Below are 17779 nucleotides of genomic sequence, written 5' to 3' on the forward strand. Positions count from 1 at the left end.
AGCCCGGCAGGAGTGGCCGTTCGGATCCTGACGCGTGTCCTCGCACTCACCGCGGCGATCTGGCACAACGACAAGACCGGTCAGCCGGTGAAGCGATCACTGATCGCCTATGACTACTGACCGCAACAACACCCCTTGGACTCATTCATCTAGGCGCTGGCCCAGATTCACCCGCCGGGAACGGCCGGCCCGGTGCGTCGCTCCCCCCCGGCACCGGGCCAACCATTCAGGATGACCATGTGACTACTTCCGGTTCGCCGCCCCACGGCCCGGTCAACGCCGCGCCCCCGTCGACCAGGCTCCTGACACAGGCGGCGCTGCGCGAGGCGGTCGGACACCTCGACGCCTCCCTCGAGCGGATGTTCGGCTATCACATGGGCTGGTGGGGGGAGCGCGGCGACCCCTGCCCCGAGGCCGCCGAGGGCAAGGCGCTGCGGCCCGCCCTCGCCTTCCTCGGAGCCGACGCCGCGGGCGTGCCGACCGACACGGCCGAGCCGGGCGCCGTCGCCGTCGAGCTGATCCACAACTCGACGCTGATCCACGACGACATGATGGACGGTGACACCGTCCGCCGTAACCGGCCGGCGGTCTGGCAGGTCTTCGGCGCCGGCCCCGCCATCCTGCTCGGCGACGGCCTGCACGCCTGCGCCGTCGACACCCTGCTGCGCCGCGGCGGCCGGCACGCCCCCGACGCCGTCCGGCTGCTCTCCGGCATGCTGATGCGCCTGGCGCGCGGCCAGGCCAGGGACCTCGCGCTGGCCCGCCGCCCCTGGCGCGGACCAAAGACCGTGGCCATCGCCGAGTACCGGGCGATGGCAGCCGACAAGACCGCCTCGCTCCTCGGCTGCGCCGCCGCCATCGGCGCCCAGCTCGGCGGCGCGTCCCCCACCACCCTGCGCACCCTCGTCCAGGCCGGCGAACACCTCGGCCTCGCCTTCCAGTTCGTCGACGACCTGCTGGGCGTCTGGGGCCCGCCGCGCGCCACGGGCAAGGAGTCGTCGAGCGACCTCACCAGGGGCCAGAAGACCCTGCCGCTGCTCACCGCCGTCGGCTCGGGCACCGACGACGGGACGCGCCTCGCCGAGCTGCTCGAACGCGGCCTGCCCGACCGGGACGCCATGACCAGTGCCGCCGAGCTCGCCGACCGGGCCGGCGCCAGGGCCGCCACCGAACGCGCGGCCCGGCACCATCTCGCCCTCGCGCAGCGCGCGTTCGCCTCCCTCGGCCCGCCGAGCGAGGCGCGGGACGCCTTCGACGAGCTGTCCACCGCCGTCATCGGCAGGACCGCGCTCGCCGCCGACCCGCCGCGGTGGCCGGAAGACGGCGCCCGATGACCGGCCGCGCGGGGGCGCGGCATCGCCAGAGCGGGCCGCCGCCCGGCGCCTTCGACGTCGACCACGGCGCCGACCCGACCCCGGCCATCGCCCGCTTCGCATCGCCGCTGACCCGGATACTGCTCAGCAGCGAAGGACTCACCACCACCCTGCTCGCCGCCCTCACCGCCGTCCGGCCCCGGCTGCGCCCGGTCCACCAGGGCCGGCTGCCGGCGGCCGAGGCCGCGCCGGGCGCCGCCGAACTGCTGCGCGCCGGCGCCCGCACCGAGGTGCTGACCCGGCACTCGCTCAGCCTCGGCCACCAGGACCGGGCGCTGTCCGTGAACCACGTGGTGATCCGCCTCGACCTGCTGCCGCGCCTCGCGGAGCGGCTCAGCGTCTCCGCGCTGCCGCTCGGCGCCGTGCTGTGGTCGATGGGCACCGGGCACCGGCGCACCGTGCTCGCCGCGGGACACCGCGCCTGGCCGCACGACCCCGAGGACGGCCCCGGCTGCTTCAAGACCTATGTGCTGTGGCACGGCGACGAGCCGCTGGCCGCCATCACCGAGACGTTCAACCCGGCCGTGGTGCCGGCCGCCACCGGCGAGTGAGGGACGCGCGTGTCCGCCACACCGATGCCGACGACCATCACCCGGGAGCTGGGCACCGGCCGGGCGCTCTACGGGCTCTTCCGCGGCACGCAGGCCGCGCTCAGCGTCGCCCCCCTGCTGCTCGCCGCCCTGCTCGCCGACGACCGGCCGCCGCCGGGACGGCTCGCCCTCGCCCTCGCGGCCGGCGGCGCCGGCGTGCTCGCCATGTTCGCCGCCCACGACCTGCTCGACCTGCGCCGCGACCGGCGCCGCCGCGACCTCGTCGCACCCCCGGGCGTCCGCGATCTGGACGCCGCCGGCGCCCGGCACCCCGTCGCGCAGGGCCGGCTCGGCGTCGCCACCGCCACCGCCCTCACCCTCGGCCTCGGCGGCGGCTCGCTGGCCGTCGCCGCCGCGCTCAACCCGGTCTGCGCCGCGCTCCTGCTGCTCGCCGCGCTACTCCAGGCCGGCTACTGCGCGCTGGCCGCCGTCACGCCGTGGAAGGCCCTGCTGTCCGGGGCCATGATCGGAGTCAGCGCGCCCGCCGGCTGGTTCGCGCTCACCACGCGGGCCGACTGGCCGCTGCTCGCGCTGCTCGTCCTCTGGCTCGCCGCCTGGGAGATCGGCGGCCGCAACCTCCCCAACGACCTGGCCGACGTCGACGAGGACACCAGGCTCGGCCTGCGGACCGTCCCCGTGGTCCTCGGCCCGCGCGCCTGCGCCGCGCTGATCGAGGGCTGCCTCGCCCTCACCACGCTGGCCGGTGGCGCCCTGATGGTGGCCGCCTGGCCCACCGCGGGGCCCGTCGGCCTCGCCGGCGCCCTGCTGGCCGGCGCCCTCTGCCTGGTGCGGCCGGCTAGACGGCTGCGGCGCCGGCCGAGCCAGCGGGCCGCGCTCGCCCTGTTCACCCGCGCCAGCCTCTACCCGGCCGCCGTGCTCGCCGCGCTCGTCCTCGGCAGCGCCACCCGGCACCTGTCGGGATCCTGATCGGGGATGGAGCCACTCGCCGCCCTGCCGCGCGGTGGCCCGCGCGCCTCCCGACTCGACCGGTGGTTCGAGACCGACGCCGTCGAGTACCTTGACCTACCGGCCATACGCCACCGGCACGCGACCATCCACCGCGCCCTCGACCGCTTCCACCGGCTGAGCCGTGGCTACCGCGCCTTCACCCGCCTGGTGCTGCGCGCCGCCCCGGGGCCGCACCCCCGCATCCTCGAACTCGGCGCCGGCGGCGGCCGGTTGGCCACCGAGCTGCTCCGCGCGCACCCCACCGCCCGGCTCACCGTCAGTGACGTCGACCCCGGCTGCGTCGCCCGGCTGCGCGCCGGACCGCTCGGGCGCCACCCGAGGGCGACCGTCAGGCGCCTCGACGCCACCGCCATCGACGCCCCCGACCGCTCCCACGACCTCGCCGTGCTGGTCGCCGCCCTGCACCACCTCGACCCCGTTCAGGTCGCCGCCCTGCTGCGCGAGGGCACCCGGGTGGCCGGCCGGCTGCTGCTCGTCGACGGCTGGCGCCACCCGGGCTACCTCGCGCTGGTGCCGCTCGCGCTGCTGCTCGGCGGTCCGGCCCACGCCCACGACTTCGCCGTCAGCGTCCGCAGGGTCTACGCGCCGGCGGCCCTCCACGCCATCGCCGAGCACGGCGCGGCCGGCGTCGCGCTGCGCACCGGGTTCCGGCCGCCTGGCTACCTGGTGGCGCTGGCCACCGCGCGCACCAGTCAGTAACGGTCGGGGTCCTCGAAATCCTCGCGGCCGACCCGCAGCATGCCGCCGGCCCCGTCCTCCGGGCCGAGCTCCACCTGGATCCGGTGCGTGCGGTCCCGGCTGACGCCGCCGCCCACGTCGGCGGTCAGCACCCCGATGCGCAACCCGGCCCGGCCGTCCCCGGCCTGATGGACCTGCACCGCGAACTCCAGGCTCACCTGCCGCACCGCGAACCGCACCCCGTCGTCCGCGCCGTCCTCCCTGGCCCGCGCCAACTCCCGGCGCACCTGCCTGATGACCTCCGCGAGACCGACGACGCCCTCACCCGACGCGCTCATCTCCACCCCCAGCCGTCCGCTCGTCGCTTCCGGAGTCTACGGCTTGTGAGGGTCTGGCCGGTATGCTGCGACGTATGGGGGATAATCCGACACCGTCGTCGAACTCCCCGGGGGATTCGGGAAGTTGGCGAGTTCGGTTACGCCGTCCCACGGGTGGGGTGCTGGGCGCGGGGGTGCTGCTCTCCACGGACACCGTGCTCACCTGTGCGCACGTCCTCGGGGTGCCCGACCGGCCGGTCCTGGTCGACCTGGTCGGGGCGCCGCGGTCCGAGACCGTGCGGGCCCGGGTCGACGCCGAGAGCTGGGTGCCAGAGCGCGGCGAGCCGCGGGGCCTCGGGCCGACGGGTGACCTGGCGCTGTTGCGCCTGGAGCGGCCACAGCCGGCGGGACGCGCCACCCGGCTGCGCCGGCTCTCGCCGAGCTGGGACCGGCGCGTCGGCATGTACGGCTTCCCCGAGGGCCTCGACCAGGGGATCTACCTGCGCGGCCGGCTCGCCGGCGGCACCGGCGGCGACGGTCGGGTGCAGATCTTCCCCGAGGAGCCGACCGAGGTGGCGCGCCGCGGGTTCAGCGGCGCCGGCGTCACCGACCAGCAGACCGGCCAGGTCATCGGGATCGTGGTCAGCACCTACGTCGGCCAGGGCCTGCGTCTTTCGTTCATGATCCCCACCGAGACGGTGATCCACCACCTGCCGGAGGTCGAGCGGTGGACCGACGGCGACTCCGTCGTCGACCGGGCGCTCGTCTCCACGAGCGAGGAGCCGGTCGAGGAACTCGCCTTCGCCACCTGGCTCGCCACCTGGCTGCGCGGCGGGGCCGAGGTCGCGCCCGCCGATGCCGTCCTCGTCGAACCGGCCGACCGGGCCAGGACCCTGACGCTGCGCCGCGCGCTCACCCAGGCCGACCGCGAACTGTCCACCACGGGCCGCGCCACCACAGGGCCACGACCGGAACCCGGCACCCTCCCGCCCGTCGGCTCTCTCGACCTGGCCGTCGACGCCAGCCGCCAGATCCCGGTCGAGCTCGCGGAGCGGGTCTGCCGGCGGATGGGCCTCGACGGCGGCCAGGAGCGGCTCGCCGCCACCCTGCTGCCGCTGACCGTCGTCGTGGACGGCGTCGACCGCGCCCCCGACCCGGCGGGCCTCACCGAACTCCTCGAACTCCTCGCCGAGCGGGGCAGCCGACTGCTGCTCGTCTTCCACGCCGCCGCCCCCAAGACCCGGCGCGCCGCCGTCGCCGCCCTCCGGCTGCGCCACCGCCTCGGCCTGCTCGCCCGCCGCCTGGACGAGATCGCGCCGCTCGAGGCCGGGCTGCACGCCAGGCACCGCCAGGTCCGCGCCGACATCCGCCGCGCGACCCAGGCCCTCACCACCGTCCACGCGCTGGGCCGTCTCGTCCCCCGGCTGCGCGAGGAAGGCTCGGATCCCGACCGGACCGCCGCCCGACTCGACCGGCTGCACGAGGAGTTGGACGGCTACGAGCGGGAGTGCCGGGACGCGAAGGCCTGCATCGAGGAGGCGCTGACCAGGCTCGGTGCCCTCGTCGACCGCCGGGAGGAGCTGCGCGGCCGGCTCGGCGCCGCCCGGGCCAGGGCGCGCGCCGCCAGCGGCGAGGAGGATCTGGCACTCGCCCACGACTACGCGACCGCCCACGAGCTGCTGTGGCGGGCGCCCTGCGACGTGCCGGCAGCCGAGCGGGCCGTCGCGGCCTACGTGCGGGCCGTCATCGGCCACCCGGACGAGCCGACGGCCGGGGTGTCGGCGACATGACCGCCTGCGACCGGCCGCGCTGCCGCGGCACCGTGATCGCCACCGGCTACTGCGACACCTGCGGCCGGCGCCCCGCCGCGGCGGCGGTCGACACCGCGCCGCCCGGCCGCGCGCGCAACCGGCCGGTCGACCCGCCCTCCAGGGCGTCCGCCGTGCTGTCCACCATCACCGGCGGCGAGATGTCCCTGCCGGACGTCTCCGTGCTCGACCCGTCCGAGCTGGTCGACGACGACCCCCGCCCGCCCAGGGGCGGCCGGACCTGTGGCAAGGACGGCTGCACCGAGGTGATCGGCATCGGCTACGGCGACCAGCCGCCCAGGCCGAGTGGCTACTGCCCGCGCGGGCACCCCTACTCGTTCGAACCCCAGCTCCACCGCGGCGACCTGCTCGGCGACCAGTACCTCGTCGAGGGCCCCGTCGCACACGGCGGCCTCGGCTGGATCTACCTCGCAAGGGACACCCGGCTCGACGACCACCCCGTCGCCCTCAAGGGCCTGATCAACGTCAACGACGCCACCGCGCTCAGCGTCGCCGAGGCCGAACGCCGCTACCTCATCGCCCTCGACCACCCCGACATCGTCCGCATCATCAACTTCGTCACCTGGCGCGACACCGGGTACCTGGTGATGGAGTTCGTCGGCGGCCGATCCCTCGACGAACTGCTGACCCCTCAGGGGCAGGAGCGGGTGCTCGGCGGTCCGCTGCGTCTCGAACACGTCGCGGTGTACGGCTGCCGCATCCTCGACGCCCTCGACTACCTGCACAGCCGCGGCCTGCTCTACTGCGACATGAAGCCGGACAACGTCATCCACCACGGCGACCGCATCAAGATCATCGACCTGGGCGCCGTCCGCCGCATCGACGACCACGACTCGCCCGCCGTGTACACCGAGCGCTACCTGCCGGCCAAGGAGCTGCGCCGCGACACCGAGGCGGCCGACGAGCGCGCCGCCGGCAGCCCCGGGCTCCGCCCCAGGTTCACCAAGCTCACCGACCTCTTCACCGTGGCCCGCACCCTGCGCGAGCTGATGGACGCCGCCGTCCCCGGGCCGCCGACCGCGCACGACTCGTTCACCCGGCTGCTCGACCGCGCCACCGCCGACGAGTCGGGCGCCCGGTTCGCCACCGCCGCCGAGATGTCCACCCAACTGCGGGGTGTCTGGCGCGAGATCCACTCCCTCAGCACCGGCGAGCCGCACGTGGCCCAGTCCACCGTGTTCTCCCCGGGCGCCGACCCGCTGGACGGCGGCCTCGGAGCCATCCCGCCGCCCGACGGCAAGGCGCCCCACCTGGACATCGCGCCGCCGCCACCGGAGCACGTCGCGCTCCGGCTGCCCGTCCCCATCCCGCATCCTGACGCCCCCACCGCCGCCCGCGAGCTGCGCCTGTGCGCCACCTCGCTCGCCCTCGACGCCCTGGACGCGGCCGAGGAGGCGCTGCTGCGGGCCTGCCGACTGCTCGGGCCCGCCGTCGCCAGGCACGACTGGCGGATCGCGTGGCACCGCGGGCTGCTCCTGCTGGCCAGGGGCGACACCCAGGACAACGGCGCGGCCCAGGAGGCGCTCGGCATCGCGCCCGGCGCCAGGCCGCGGGCGCGGCACTGGTTCGACGTCGTCAGCGACGCGCTGCCCGGCGAGCCGGCGCCCAAGCTCGCCCTCGGCTACTGCGCCGAGCGCGCCGGCGAACCCGAGGCCGCGGCGCGCTGCTACGAGGCGGTCTGGTGGCGCGACCCGTCCGACGGCGCCGCAGCCTTCGGCCTCGCCAGGGCGCTGCTCGCCACCGGCGACCGCGCCGGCGCCCTCGCCATCCTCGACCAGGTACCGGCGCACGCGCCGCACCACCACGCCGCCCAGGTCGCCGCCGTTCGGGTCCGGGCCGGTTGGCACGGCGAACGCCCGCCGACCGCCGAGGAGTTCCGACGCGCCCAGGAGCTGGCGGCCGACCTGACGCTGGACGGCGGCAGGACCGAGGGCCAGGAGCGCGCCCGGCTCGCCGCCGAGGTCAGGGAGTCGGCGCTGCGCGCGCTGCGCGCCGGCGCCCTGACCCCCGACGAGCTCGCCCCGGGACCGCTCTTCGGCGAGCGCCCTGGCGAACGCCGGCTGCGCGAGCTGCTCGAGGCGTCCCTGCGCGAGATCGCGGAGGCCGCCCGCACCCGTGAGGAACACGCGGCGCTGATCGACCGCGCCAACCGGGTCCGACCGTGGACCCGGTGCTGAGCGGGCGACGCCGACAGGAGGCACCACCAGGGAAAGGGGGAACGACACATGACCGACCGAGACGGCACACCGGCCGTCACCCTCACGATCGACCAGGACAAGGAACTCGCCGTCGGCGCCGCCGAGTCGGGCGTGCACGGCTTCCTCAGCGTGCGCGTCAGCGGCGTCGACCCCGGCTCGCTCGGCGCCCAGCCCGCCGCCGAGGTGATCGTCATCGACTGCTCGGGATCGATGGCCTCCCCGAGCAGCAAGATCGCCGCCGCCCGCGAGGCCGGTATCGCCGCGGTCCAGGCGCTGCGCGACGGCACCAGGTTCGCCGTCGTCGCCGGCACCGACCAGGCCCGCATGGTCTACCCGCCCGACGCCCGGCTGGAGACCGCCGACCACGACTCCAAGGCCCAGGCCGCCGACCGGATCCGCTACCTCTACCCCAATGGCGGCACCGCCATCGGTGCCTGGCTCAGGCTTGCCCGCCGGCTGATCTCCGAGGAGGAACCGAGCCCGAGCGGCGCCCAGGGACACCGGCACACCCTGCTGCTCACCGACGGCTGGAACATGCACCACCGCGAGCTGCTCGCCGCCGAACTCGACGCCTGCCGGGGCATGCTCGTCTGCGACGCGCGCGGCATAGGCGACGGCTGGAACGCCAAGGAACTCGTGGAGATCGCCGACCGGCTGCACGGCACCGCCAGGGCCGTGCTCCACGACGCCGACCTGCGGGCCGAGCTCGAGGAGATGGTGCGCGCCTCCATGGCCCGCACCCTGACCGGCGTCATGCTCCGGCTCACCCCCGCGCCCGGCGCCACCATCCGTTTCGTCAAGCAGGTGTACCCCGTCGAACACGACCTCACCGACGGTGCCCGACCGGCGGCCGGCAGCACCGTCGAGTTCCCCACCGTGGCATGGCGGAACGATGAGGAGCGCGTCTACCACGTCTGCCTCGACGCCGACCCCGCCGGGCGGCCCCGCTTCGAGGACCTGCAGTGCGGCTACGCCGAGGTGGCGCTGGCCTCGGCGCCCGCCGCGGCCCCAGGGCCCGTGCCGATCCTCGTCCACTGGCTGCCGGGCGACGCCCAACCCACCAGACCCAGCGCCGTCTCCGAACACTTCGGACTCCACGGGGACTTCGGCCGGGTCGTCGCCGACGCCTTCAACGCCCACCACGCGGGCGACCGGGCCACCGCCCAGGCCAGGCTCGGCACGGCCGTCCGCATCGCCCACCGGCTGGCCGACGCCGAGAAGCTGGCGGTGCTCGCCGAGATCGTTGAGATCGCCGACCCCGCCACCGGGAGTGTCACCCTGCGCGGCTCGTTCGACGAACGCCTCCTCGGCCAGCTGCTGATGATCAGCAGCCGCACCACGCTCGTCCCGAACGCCCCCTCGACACCCCGGCCGGCCGGCGCGGGCGGCGAGCCGCGCCGCTGCCGCCGGGCGGGCTGCGACGCGCTCTCGGCGCCCCACGCCGAAAACTGCGTCCGCTGCGGCCACCCGCTGTCCACCCCCACCGCCGGCCGGGAACCGGCATGAGCGACACCCGCCGTGGGCTGCTCGGCCGGCTCGCCCTGCTGCTCGCGCTCACCTGCGTCGCCGTGGCCGCGCTGTTCACCGCCTACGCCGGCGTGCACCGCGACGCCGGGGCGGTCAGGCACGGCACCGCCCCCGCCATCCTCGACATCACCACCGCGCAGGACGCGCTGCGCCTGGCCAACGCGGCGGCCAGGGAGGCCCTGGAGTCCGGCCAGGGCACCCTCGTCGGTGCCGGCAGCGGCTACCGCATCCAACTGGCGGTCGCCAACCAGAGTCTGGCCGGCGCCGCCGAGGGCGACGTGGCGGGCGACGCCGGACTGCGCGTCCTGCAGACCGTCAGCGGCCTCATCGTCGCCTACTCGGGATGGATCGAGCGGGCAGCCGCGGCGTCGCAGGACCCCGACCTGCGCGGCGCGTACCTGCACTACGCCGACACCATGCTCAACCGCGAGGACAGCGGCATCCTCGCGCGCCTCGACCGGCTCCAGACCGAGCAGCGCGCCGAGCTGGCCACGCAGACCGTCTTCGGCTGGCCGGAGCGGCTCACCTGGGCGGCGGCGCTGCTGACGTCCGCCGCGCTCGTCGACCGCCTGCGCGAGACTCAGCGGTTCCTGCGCCGCCGGTTCAGGCGCCGACACAACCCCTGGCTGTTCGGCGCCACCCTCGCGCTGCTCGCGGCCTGCGCGCTGCTCGCCCTCGGCACCGTCCAGACCCAGTGCGCCAAGGACGAGTCACGCGGCGACCTCGCCGAGACCGTGGACATCTGGCAGTCGGTCGCGGGCGGCGAGGCGGCGGGCCGACAGGAGGACGTCGCCCGATCCATCCGCGGCACCGCGGAGGAGGTCGAGACGGAGATGCGTGACACCGGCTGGCGGGTCGGGCTCACCGGCTGGGTGCCGGCGCTCGCCCCCGCGCTCGCCACCCTGATCGTGTGCGGCATGGCGCCGCGCATCGCCGAGTATCGGTTCCGGGTGCGATGAGGGGCCCGCGCGTCGCCGCAACGGCGGCCCTCGTCCTGGCCCTCCTCGTGGCCGCCTACGCCGTGGTCGACCGGGTGGGCAGGTCCGCCTCGTCCGCCGGCACCGTCACCGTGTTCGCCTCCTGGACCGGCTGGGAGGCCACGGCGTTCGAGGCCGTGCTCGCCGAGTTCACCGAGCGGACCGGCATCGAGGCCGAGTACCAGGGCACCACCGCCCAGCGCGAGGTGCTGATGTCCCAGGTGCGGTCGGGCTCACCGCCCGACGTGGCGATCCTCTCCAGCCCCGGCGAACTCGCCGAGTACGCCGGCCGTGGCGAGGCGTTCCCGCTCGACACGGCGCTTGGCCCGCAGCGGGCCGCCTACGACGCGCCCTGGCTCGCGCCCGTCGCCGGCGGCCGGGAGACCTACTGGGTGCCCGTCAAGATCGACCTCAAGAGCGTCGTCTGGTACGACCCGGCACGCCACCCGGAGCCCGGGGACGCCGCCGCGCTCGCCGGCGACGGCGACTCCTGGTGCGTCGGCATGGGCTCGGACGCCACCTCCGGCTGGCCGGGCACCGACTGGGTGGAGGACCTGCTGCTCCAGACGGCGGGACCCGACGCGTACGAGGACTGGGCCACCGGAGCTCGAGGCAGCTGGACGACACCCGAGATGGCCGCCGCCTGGCGCGGCGTCGCCGAGGTGCTCACCGGTGGGGGCTCCGACCGCGCCACCGAGTCCCTGACCCGGGACCACGGCCCGGCGTCCCGCGAGCTGTTCGCCGACCCGCCGGGCTGCGCGCTCGACCACCAGTCGTCGTTCATCCGCGCCGAGTACGGCCAGGAGGCCCCCGGCGGCGGCGTGCCGCCGGGGGCGTTCCTGCCCTCCGCCACCGTGCTGCCCGGCACCGCGGGAGTGCAGCGCGGCTGGGAGGTGGCCGGGGACTTCGCCGGCATGTTCCGCGACACCCCGCAGGCGCGACGGCTCATCGGCTACCTGGCGTCGGCCGAGGCTCAGCGGCTGTGGGCCGGCGCGATGCCCGACGACATGCCGAGCCCCATGTTCGCCAACGCACAGGTGGGCGAGGACGTCTACGAGGGCGACGCGGCCGGCGCCGAGATCGCCCGAATCCTCCGGGGCACCGGGCCGCACTGCCTCGACGCCTCGGACGCCATGCCGCCGCCCGTGCGGGACGCCTTCCAGCACGCCGTGCTGCGCCTGCTCGCCGAGCCGAGCCAGCCGCCCGACGCACTCCTCGCCGACCTGGAGCGGGTGAGCGCGGCCGTGACCGAGGACGGCGCGGTCTGGCCGTCCTCGGTCTGCGGCTGACCCCCTCAGCCGGCGGCGGCGTCGATCTCGGCCCGGCTCGGCATCGACGACGAGGCGCCGGGGCGCGTCACCGAGAGGCCGGCGGCCGCCGACGCCCACGCCAGCGCCGCCGGCATCGGCCGGCCCTCGCCGCGCGCCACCGCCAGCGCGCCGACGAAGGTGTCGCCGGCGGCCGTGGTGTCGACCGCGCGCACCCGGGACGCCGGCACGGCCACCGGCTCCGCGCCGCGCGCGACGAACAGGCTGCCGGCCTCGCCGAGCGTGACCACCACCTCGGGCACCAGATCGAGCAGCGCGGCGGCCGCCCGGCGTGGGTCCCGGTGCCCGGTCAGCGCCGTGGCCTCGTGCTCGTTGGGCACCAACAGGTCGGTCATTTCGAGCAGTTCGTCCGGCAGCTCGCGGGCCGGCGCCGGGGTGAGCACCGTCCGCACCCCGTGCGCCCTGGCGGTATTGGCCCCGGCCAGCACGCCCGCCATGGGCAGTTCCAGCTGGAGCAGCAGGGCGCCGGCGGACGCGACGCGCTCCTCGTCGCCGGGGCCGAGACCGGTCACCGTGCCGTTGGCGCCCGGCACCACCACGATGGAGTTGCCGCCCTTGTCGTCCACCACGATGTGCGCGGTACCGCTTGGCCCGGGGACGGTGCGCAGACCGGCCGTGTCCACCCCGGAGTCGGCGAGCGCGGCGCGCAGCCGGGGGCCGAGGTCATCGTCGCCGACCGCCCCGATCATGGTCACCCGGCCGCCGGAACGGGCCGCCGCGATGGCCTGGTTGGTGCCCTTGCCGCCCGGCACGGTGCGGAACTCGCGGCCGGAGACGGTCTCGCCGCGCCGGGGCGCGACCGACACGTAGGCGACCAGGTCCATGTTGGTCGAGCCGAGGACGGCGATCGCCGGGGCCCCGGTGGTCGCCGGGTGGTTCATGCGACGACCTCCAGGGTGAGGGCGGCGAGCTCGTCGAACCCTATGCCGTCGAAGCCGGCGATCGAGGTGGCGAGCCGGTTCTTCAACGGCGCGGTCCACCGCGCCGGCAGCGCCTCGGGCGAGCCGGCGAGCAGCCCGGCCAGCGAGCCGGCCGTGGCGCCGTTGCTGTCGGTGTCCCAACCGCCGGACACCGCCCGGCAGATGGACGCCGTGTAGTCCCCGTCAGCGTGGGTGAGCGCGGCGGCCAGCAGCGCCACGTTGGGCAGCACGTGCACCCAGTGGTAGTCCGCGTAACGGTCGTGCAGCCGGTCCACGACGGTGTCGAAGTCGGCGGCGTCCGGCAGCCCGCGGGCCGTCGCCACGCCGAACCGGACGGCCTGGGCCAGCCGGGATCCCGGCGGCACCACGGCGAGCCCGGCCCGCAGGCAGCCGTGCACGTCCACGCCGCCACCGGCGGCCGCGGCGATCGCCGCCGCCGCGAACATCGCCCCGTAGACGCCGTTCGCCGAGTGGCTCAACACCGCGTCCCGATGGGCCAGTTCGGCTGCGGCCGCCGGGTCGCCCGGATGCGTGTAGCCGTAGACGTCGGCCCTGATCAGGGCGCCGATCCACTCCCGGAACGGGTTGCGGTGGGTGGCCGTCGCCGGCGGCACGAGCCCGGCGAGCAGGTTGCGGTAGGCGACCCGCTCGGCCGTGAAGGTGCGGCCGGCGGGCAGCTCGTCGAGCCACAGCCCCGCCACGTCGGCCGTGCGGAAGCCGTGCCCGTGCCGGTGCAGCAACAGCAGCCCGAGCAGCGGGTAGTTGAGGTCGTCGTCCTCCGGGGCGCCGTCGATGTTCTCGGCCAGCGAGGTGGCCGCCGAGCGGCGGTTCCAGGGGTGGGCGGCGGCCAGCTCGGCGGGCAGCCCGCGCGCGGTGAACCAGGTGTCGAGCGGCCAGTTGCCGGTGGCCCGGGCGATGGCCCGGATTCCGGCCAGCGACAGCTTCTCCACCGGCTTGCCCAGCACGCAGCCGGCCGCCCGGCCCAGCCAGCCGGCGTGCAGCCGGCTCTCAAGCGCCACCCGGTCGGAGGCCCAGGACCCCGCGGGCGCCGGCCAGTCGGGGCAGGCGGCCCTGATCGCCGCCAGGTCCGCCGGCTCCCGCTCGGCCGACAGGGCCTGAAGCAGCGCCAGTTCGTCCAGCAGCCGCTCCGCGAGGCGGCGCAGCTCCGGGTCGCCGGGACCGGCCGAGGCACCGGCGCGCTCCGGCGCCGGCCGGCCACCGGCGGCCAGCCAGCGGCGCTCGATCGCCGAGGCGTCCCGCCCGTCCTGGGCGGCCTGCCGCAGCTCGTGCCCGAGCAGATCCTCCGGCTGAACCCATGTCAACCGCAGCGCCCCGCTCACGGCCGCATCCCCGAGAGGGCGGCGAACAGCTCCTCGTGGGCCCGCCGCCGCGCCACGTCCCGCGCGAACACCTCGCGCGCCACGGCGGTCAGCGCCTCGGCCGGCGCCCGCAGGTCGAGCCGGCTGGCCCGGGCCACCTCCACGCTCCACTCCTCGGGCACCGCGCCCTCGCCGTGCAGCGCACCCACGATGGCGCCCGCCATGGTGGCGATGGAGTCGCAGTCCCGGCCGTAGTTGACCGCGCCGAGCACCGTGTGCCGGTAGTCGCCCCGGCCGACCAGCAGCATCCCGAGCGCGATCGGCAGCTCCTCGATGGCGTGCAGCCGGGACGGCCTGCGGGCCCCGAGCGAGGGGCTGCGGTAGTCGGCGCCCACCGTGTCGAACGGCGACACGGCCGCCCGCAGCGGCCCGAGCGCCGCCTCGAAGTCGTCGAACCCGGCCGCGACCTCACACACCGCCTCGATCGCCGAGCGGGTGCCGTCCTTCGCCAGCGACAGCGCCTCCGCCACCACCGACTCGGGCGTGGCACCCGGCCTGAACGCCGCCGCCACCGCCGCGGCGAACACCCCGGCCGCCTCCCGCCCGTAGGACGACTGGTGCGCCCCGGCCACGTCCAGGGCCTCCGCGTAGGCGCCGGCCGGGTTGCCCGCGTTGACCACCCCCACCGGCGCCATGTACATCGCGGCGCCGCAGTTGACGATGTTGCCCACGCCGGCCTCGCGCGGGTCGACGTGGCCGTAGTGGATCCGGGCCACGATCCACTTCTCGGCCAGGAAGATCCGCTGCAACGGCAGCGCCTCCGCATCGAGTTCGGGGATCCAGCGCGGGGTGGTGATCAGGTCGGGCACCAGGTGGTCGGCGACCGCGTAGGCGTCGAGATGGTCGCGCACCTTCTCGTAGACCCGCACCAGGGCGTGCGTCATCAGGGTGTCGTCGGTGACGTGCCCGTCGCCCTTGTGGTACGGCGCGATGGGCCGGGCGGTGCGCCACTCATCCCGGTGGAACGGCTCGACGATGCCCCGCACCCGGCCGCCGTGCCGCTCGACGATGGCCTCGGGCGTCCAGCCCTCGACCGGGCCGCCGAGCGCGTCGCCGACCGCGGCGCCCACCAGGGCGCCCGTGGTGCGGCTCTCCAGGGAGAGGTGGGTGAGGTCGGAGAGGGAGGAAGGGGTGGAGGAGGTCATGCGGTCGATCCCTTCTGGCGGGTGGAACTCTCCATGGCCGCGGCGCGGCCGGTGGCAGGGGCGCGGCCGAGGGCCGGGGTGAACGAGGGCGGCGGCGCCGGCCGCCCGGCGAACGACGTCGCGGCGAGCCGCCCGGCGAGATCCACCAGGTCGGTGCCGGCGAGCCTGGGCAGCGCGCAGCCGGGCAGCGTCCGGCAGGCCGCGCGCCAACTCGCGGGCAGCGCGCCGGCGCCCGAGACGGCCCCGGTCAGCGCGCCGGCCAGGGCAGGCGCCGAGTCCGCCACCCGGGACAGGCAGGCCGCCGTGGGCACCGCCTCGCTCATCGCGCCGCCGGCGGCGGTGGCCACCGCGAGGGCGACGGGCACCGTCTCGGCCGCCGCGATGCCGTAGCTGTAGACGTGGTCGACGATCTCGTGCTCGAGGACCGGCACCAGCGCGAACGCGGTGCCGGCGGGACCCGGCGCGGCGGCCACCGCGGACCTGGCGAGGCCGACGGCGTGTAGCGCGTTGCGGCGGATCTCGGTGCCGTCCGGCAGCTGCCGAAGCGCCGCGTCCACGCAGGAGTCCACCGGCGCGCCGGTCAGCGCCACGGCCGTCGCGGCGGCCATCGCACGGGCGCCGTGGACCCCGTCGCCGTCCTGCGTGTAGCGGGCGTCGAACTCGGCCAGGGCGGCGGCCGCCTCCGGATCACCAGGGTGGACCACGGCCAGCACGGCGGCCCGCACGCAGGCGGCGTCGTCGAAGTAGTGCGGGTTGTCGTGTCCTGTGGCTGGCGGCCGAAGCCCGGCCGCCAGGTTCCCGAGGCCGGCCCGCACCGAGATCCTGGCCCGCAGCGGGATCCGCGCCGACTCGATCTCGTCGGCCTGCTCGGCCGCCGCCGCGACCTCGTCGGCCAGCGCCGTCCAGGCCAGCGCGAGCGCCGAGCGCACCCGGCCGCCGATCTCCTCAGGCGCGCCGCCGCCGCTGGCCGCGGACAGCACGGAGAGCGCCGTGAACGCCGCCCACTCCGCGTCGTCCGAAGGCCCGAGCCGCAGCGGCTCCGGCGGCTGGTTGAGCGCTATCGGCACCGGCAGCGTGGTGGTCGCGTTCTGTTCGGCGAAGGTGTCGAGCTCCCGGGTGAGCCGTCTGGTCCACTCGGGCAGCCGGGCCGCCCGGTGCCGGCCCGAGGGCCAGCCGGCGGCGTCGCCCGCGGCGATCCCGAGCAGCAGCCCCTCGATCCGACGCCCCGCGGACTCCGCTGCGCGGGGCTCGGCCGTCGCCCGCCCGCCATGGGGTGACCCTGCGGCGCCCCGGGGCCGCCGGTCCGCTCGGCTCTCCGGACGATCGCGCGCGCCGGCGGCGGTGCCGGGCGGCGACTCGTCGACGGGACGTCGGGCGCCGTCCATGGCGCTCTGTCCGGTCATCGCGCCGCCTCGGCGAGACCGCCCTGCGGCCCGACCCCCGCCGGCGCCAACCGCTCGGCGACGTCCAGCACATGGCGGCCCGCCATGGACGGCAGGCAGCTGCCGCGCACCGGACCGATGGCCGCCGCCCAGTCGGCGGGGATGGCCGCCTCACCGCGCAGCGCCCCGCACAGGGCCCCCGCCACGGCGGCCGTGGTGTCCGCGTCCCGGCCCATGTTGACGGCCGTCTCCACCGCGCGCGCGAAGTCGCCGCGGGCCGCGTCGAACGCCCCGAAGGCCAGGCCGACCGCCTCCGGCGCCAGGTCGGTCCAGGGGTAGCCCCCGATCACGGTGGCCGATCTGACGGCCCGCTCGATCGACAGCTCGCTGGCCGCCGGGTCGCGCCGCGCCCGCCGGGCCGCCGTCACCGCCCGTTGCAGCGAACGCGCCGTCCAGGAGTCGTCCGGCACCACCGAGAGCGCCGCGAGCACCACCACGTCCGGGCTGTGGCTCACCATGGCCGCCGCCACGCCGGCCGCCACCGCCTGCCCGCCGTAGATGCCCTCGCCGTCGTGCGAGACCGTGCCGTCGATCGCCACCAGACGGGCCGCCTCGGCCGGCCGGCCCGCCGCGAACACCCCGAACGGCGCCGCCCGCATCGCGAGCCCGTCGCTCCAGGCGTGCCGGTGCTGCGCCGAGATGGGCGCGGCGAGGCCCCGGCGCAAATTCTCCAGCGTGCCCCGCTCGCTGAACCCGGCGCCGCGGAAGGGCCCTTCGTCCCGGTCCGCGATCCACTCGTGCCAGGCCGACTCGACGTGCTCGACGGTCAGCTCCGAGCCGTGCTCGGCCAGCAGCAGCCCGGAGAAGATCGCGTACTCGGTGTCGTCCGTGCCGGCCGGGTCGTCCGAGACGAACCCCACGATGCGCCCCCAACGCTCCCTGATCTGGGAGGGCTTGAGGTTCTCGGCCGGCGCGCCGAGCGCGTCGCCGACGGCGAGGCCCAGCATGGCGCCCCGGGCCCGGTCCCGCGGCACGACGGCGACGGGCGGCGGCTGCTCTGGCACGGCCCGCAGCCGGCGCGGGGCCGGTCGCGCGGCCGGGTCCGGTTCCGGCGCTGTCCTGGGGGTGGCGCTCATGGTGTGGTCAGAACTCTCTTCCGTCGGGTGT

The 17779-nt window shown here is 76.3% G+C and carries 15 protein-coding genes and 1 pseudogene; 10 read left to right on the forward strand and 6 right to left on the reverse strand.

All coding sequences use genetic code 11. The features are described 5' to 3' along the window. The 5 genes and pseudogenes from E1265_RS38740 to E1265_RS07875 form a co-directional block, all read left to right on the forward strand. Positions 1–120: pseudogene (locus E1265_RS38740) on the forward strand (IS982 family transposase); the annotation flags it as partial. Positions 121–239: 119 nt separating this feature from the next. Further along, positions 240–1334: a polyprenyl synthetase family protein gene (locus tag E1265_RS07860; RefSeq protein ID WP_132929511.1), complete on the forward strand. Its 1095-nt coding sequence runs from the start codon at positions 240–242 to the stop codon at positions 1332–1334. After that, positions 1331–1924: a hypothetical protein gene (locus E1265_RS07865; protein WP_132929512.1), complete on the forward strand. Its 594-nt coding sequence runs from the start codon at positions 1331–1333 to the stop codon at positions 1922–1924. Before E1265_RS07860 ends, E1265_RS07865 begins: the two co-directional genes overlap by 4 nt. A 9-nt stretch (positions 1925–1933) precedes the next feature. Next, positions 1934–2890 (forward strand): UbiA family prenyltransferase, encoded by a 957-nt coding sequence (locus tag E1265_RS07870; RefSeq protein WP_243740604.1) that lies wholly within the window; start codon positions 1934–1936, stop codon positions 2888–2890. Between the two features lie 6 nt (positions 2891–2896). Then, the gene (locus E1265_RS07875) at positions 2897–3631 is read left to right on the forward strand and encodes a class I SAM-dependent methyltransferase (RefSeq protein ID WP_132929513.1); all 735 of its coding nucleotides are present in this window, start codon (positions 2897–2899) and stop codon (positions 3629–3631) included. Here the strand turns inward: E1265_RS07875 and E1265_RS07880 are convergent. Then, the gene (locus E1265_RS07880; RefSeq protein ID WP_132929514.1) at positions 3625–3948 is read right to left on the reverse strand and encodes a trypco2 family protein; all 324 of its coding nucleotides are present in this window, start codon (positions 3946–3948) and stop codon (positions 3625–3627) included. The genes E1265_RS07875 and E1265_RS07880 overlap by 7 nt on opposite strands. Before the next feature lie 74 nt (positions 3949–4022). Between E1265_RS07880 and E1265_RS07885 the strand changes: the two genes are divergently transcribed. The 5 genes from E1265_RS07885 to E1265_RS07905 are packed head-to-tail and all read left to right on the forward strand — an operon-like array spanning position 4023 to position 11747. Continuing rightward, a complete protein-coding gene (locus E1265_RS07885) occupies positions 4023–5717 on the forward strand; it encodes a serine protease (RefSeq protein ID WP_279571412.1) in 1695 nt (564 codons plus the stop codon). Continuing rightward, complete coding sequence (locus E1265_RS07890; RefSeq protein ID WP_132929516.1) at positions 5714–7933, forward strand: serine/threonine-protein kinase; 2220 nt, start codon at positions 5714–5716, stop codon at positions 7931–7933. The genes E1265_RS07885 and E1265_RS07890 overlap by 4 nt, the downstream gene beginning before the upstream one ends. A 48-nt stretch (positions 7934–7981) precedes the next feature. Beyond that, the gene (locus tag E1265_RS07895) at positions 7982–9460 is read left to right on the forward strand and encodes a vWA domain-containing protein (protein ID WP_132929517.1); all 1479 of its coding nucleotides are present in this window, start codon (positions 7982–7984) and stop codon (positions 9458–9460) included. Further along, positions 9457–10440, forward strand: coding sequence for a hypothetical protein (locus E1265_RS07900; RefSeq protein ID WP_132929518.1), 984 nt, complete (start codon positions 9457–9459; stop codon positions 10438–10440). The genes E1265_RS07895 and E1265_RS07900 overlap by 4 nt, the downstream gene beginning before the upstream one ends. Beyond that, complete coding sequence (locus tag E1265_RS07905) at positions 10437–11747, forward strand: ABC transporter substrate-binding protein (RefSeq protein WP_132929519.1); 1311 nt, start codon at positions 10437–10439, stop codon at positions 11745–11747. The genes E1265_RS07900 and E1265_RS07905 overlap by 4 nt, the downstream gene beginning before the upstream one ends. Positions 11748–11752: 5 nt before the next feature. Here the strand turns inward: E1265_RS07905 and E1265_RS07910 are convergent, their stop codons facing one another. The 5 genes from E1265_RS07910 to E1265_RS07930 are packed head-to-tail and all read right to left on the reverse strand — an operon-like array spanning position 11753 to position 17619. Next, positions 11753–12667 (reverse strand): ribokinase, encoded by a 915-nt coding sequence (locus tag E1265_RS07910; RefSeq protein ID WP_132929520.1) that lies wholly within the window; start codon positions 12665–12667, stop codon positions 11753–11755. Then, positions 12664–14046 carry an ADP-ribosylglycohydrolase family protein gene (locus E1265_RS07915; protein ID WP_132929521.1) on the reverse strand — a complete coding sequence of 461 codons (1383 nt, stop codon included), beginning with the start codon at positions 14044–14046 and terminating at the stop codon, positions 12664–12666. Before E1265_RS07915 ends, E1265_RS07910 begins: the two co-directional genes overlap by 4 nt. Next, positions 14043–15230, reverse strand: coding sequence for an ADP-ribosylglycohydrolase family protein (locus tag E1265_RS07920; RefSeq protein ID WP_132929522.1), 1188 nt, complete (start codon positions 15228–15230; stop codon positions 14043–14045). The genes E1265_RS07915 and E1265_RS07920 overlap by 4 nt, the downstream gene beginning before the upstream one ends. After that, the gene (locus tag E1265_RS07925) at positions 15227–16633 is read right to left on the reverse strand and encodes an ADP-ribosylglycohydrolase family protein (protein ID WP_243740605.1); all 1407 of its coding nucleotides are present in this window, start codon (positions 16631–16633) and stop codon (positions 15227–15229) included. The genes E1265_RS07920 and E1265_RS07925 overlap by 4 nt, the downstream gene beginning before the upstream one ends. Continuing rightward, a complete protein-coding gene (locus tag E1265_RS07930) occupies positions 16630–17619 on the reverse strand; it encodes an ADP-ribosylglycohydrolase family protein (protein ID WP_243740606.1) in 990 nt (329 codons plus the stop codon). Before E1265_RS07930 ends, E1265_RS07925 begins: the two co-directional genes overlap by 4 nt. Positions 17620–17779: the final 160 nt, after the last annotated feature.

Source organism: Streptomyces sp. 8K308 (assembly GCF_004348315.1).
In the GTDB taxonomy this organism is placed as follows: Bacteria; Actinomycetota; Actinomycetes; order Streptomycetales; family Streptomycetaceae; genus Streptomyces.

Bases quoted from the DNA above. Each gene is read 5' to 3' on its own strand.
- E1265_RS07865 (WP_132929512.1), top strand. From the start codon at position 1,331: ATGACCGGCCGCGCGGGGGCGCGGCATCGCCAGAGCGGGCCGCCGCCC.
- E1265_RS07875 (WP_132929513.1), top strand. From the start codon at position 2,897: ATGGAGCCACTCGCCGCCCTGCCGCGCGGTGGCCCGCGCGCCTCCCGA.
- E1265_RS07880 (WP_132929514.1), bottom strand. From the start codon at position 3,948: ATGAGCGCGTCGGGTGAGGGCGTCGTCGGTCTCGCGGAGGTCATCAGG.
- E1265_RS07885 (WP_279571412.1), top strand. From the start codon at position 4,023: ATGGGGGATAATCCGACACCGTCGTCGAACTCCCCGGGGGATTCGGGA.
- E1265_RS07890 (WP_132929516.1), top strand. From the start codon at position 5,714: ATGACCGCCTGCGACCGGCCGCGCTGCCGCGGCACCGTGATCGCCACC.
- E1265_RS07895 (WP_132929517.1), top strand. From the start codon at position 7,982: ATGACCGACCGAGACGGCACACCGGCCGTCACCCTCACGATCGACCAG.
- E1265_RS07900 (WP_132929518.1), top strand. From the start codon at position 9,457: ATGAGCGACACCCGCCGTGGGCTGCTCGGCCGGCTCGCCCTGCTGCTC.
- E1265_RS07905 (WP_132929519.1), top strand. From the start codon at position 10,437: ATGAGGGGCCCGCGCGTCGCCGCAACGGCGGCCCTCGTCCTGGCCCTC.
- E1265_RS07910 (WP_132929520.1), bottom strand. From the start codon at position 12,667: ATGAACCACCCGGCGACCACCGGGGCCCCGGCGATCGCCGTCCTCGGC.
- E1265_RS07920 (WP_132929522.1), bottom strand. From the start codon at position 15,230: ATGACCTCCTCCACCCCTTCCTCCCTCTCCGACCTCACCCACCTCTCC.
- E1265_RS07925 (WP_243740605.1), bottom strand. From the start codon at position 16,633: ATGACCGGACAGAGCGCCATGGACGGCGCCCGACGTCCCGTCGACGAG.
- E1265_RS07930 (WP_243740606.1), bottom strand. From the start codon at position 17,619: ATGCTGGGCCTCGCCGTCGGCGACGCGCTCGGCGCGCCGGCCGAGAAC.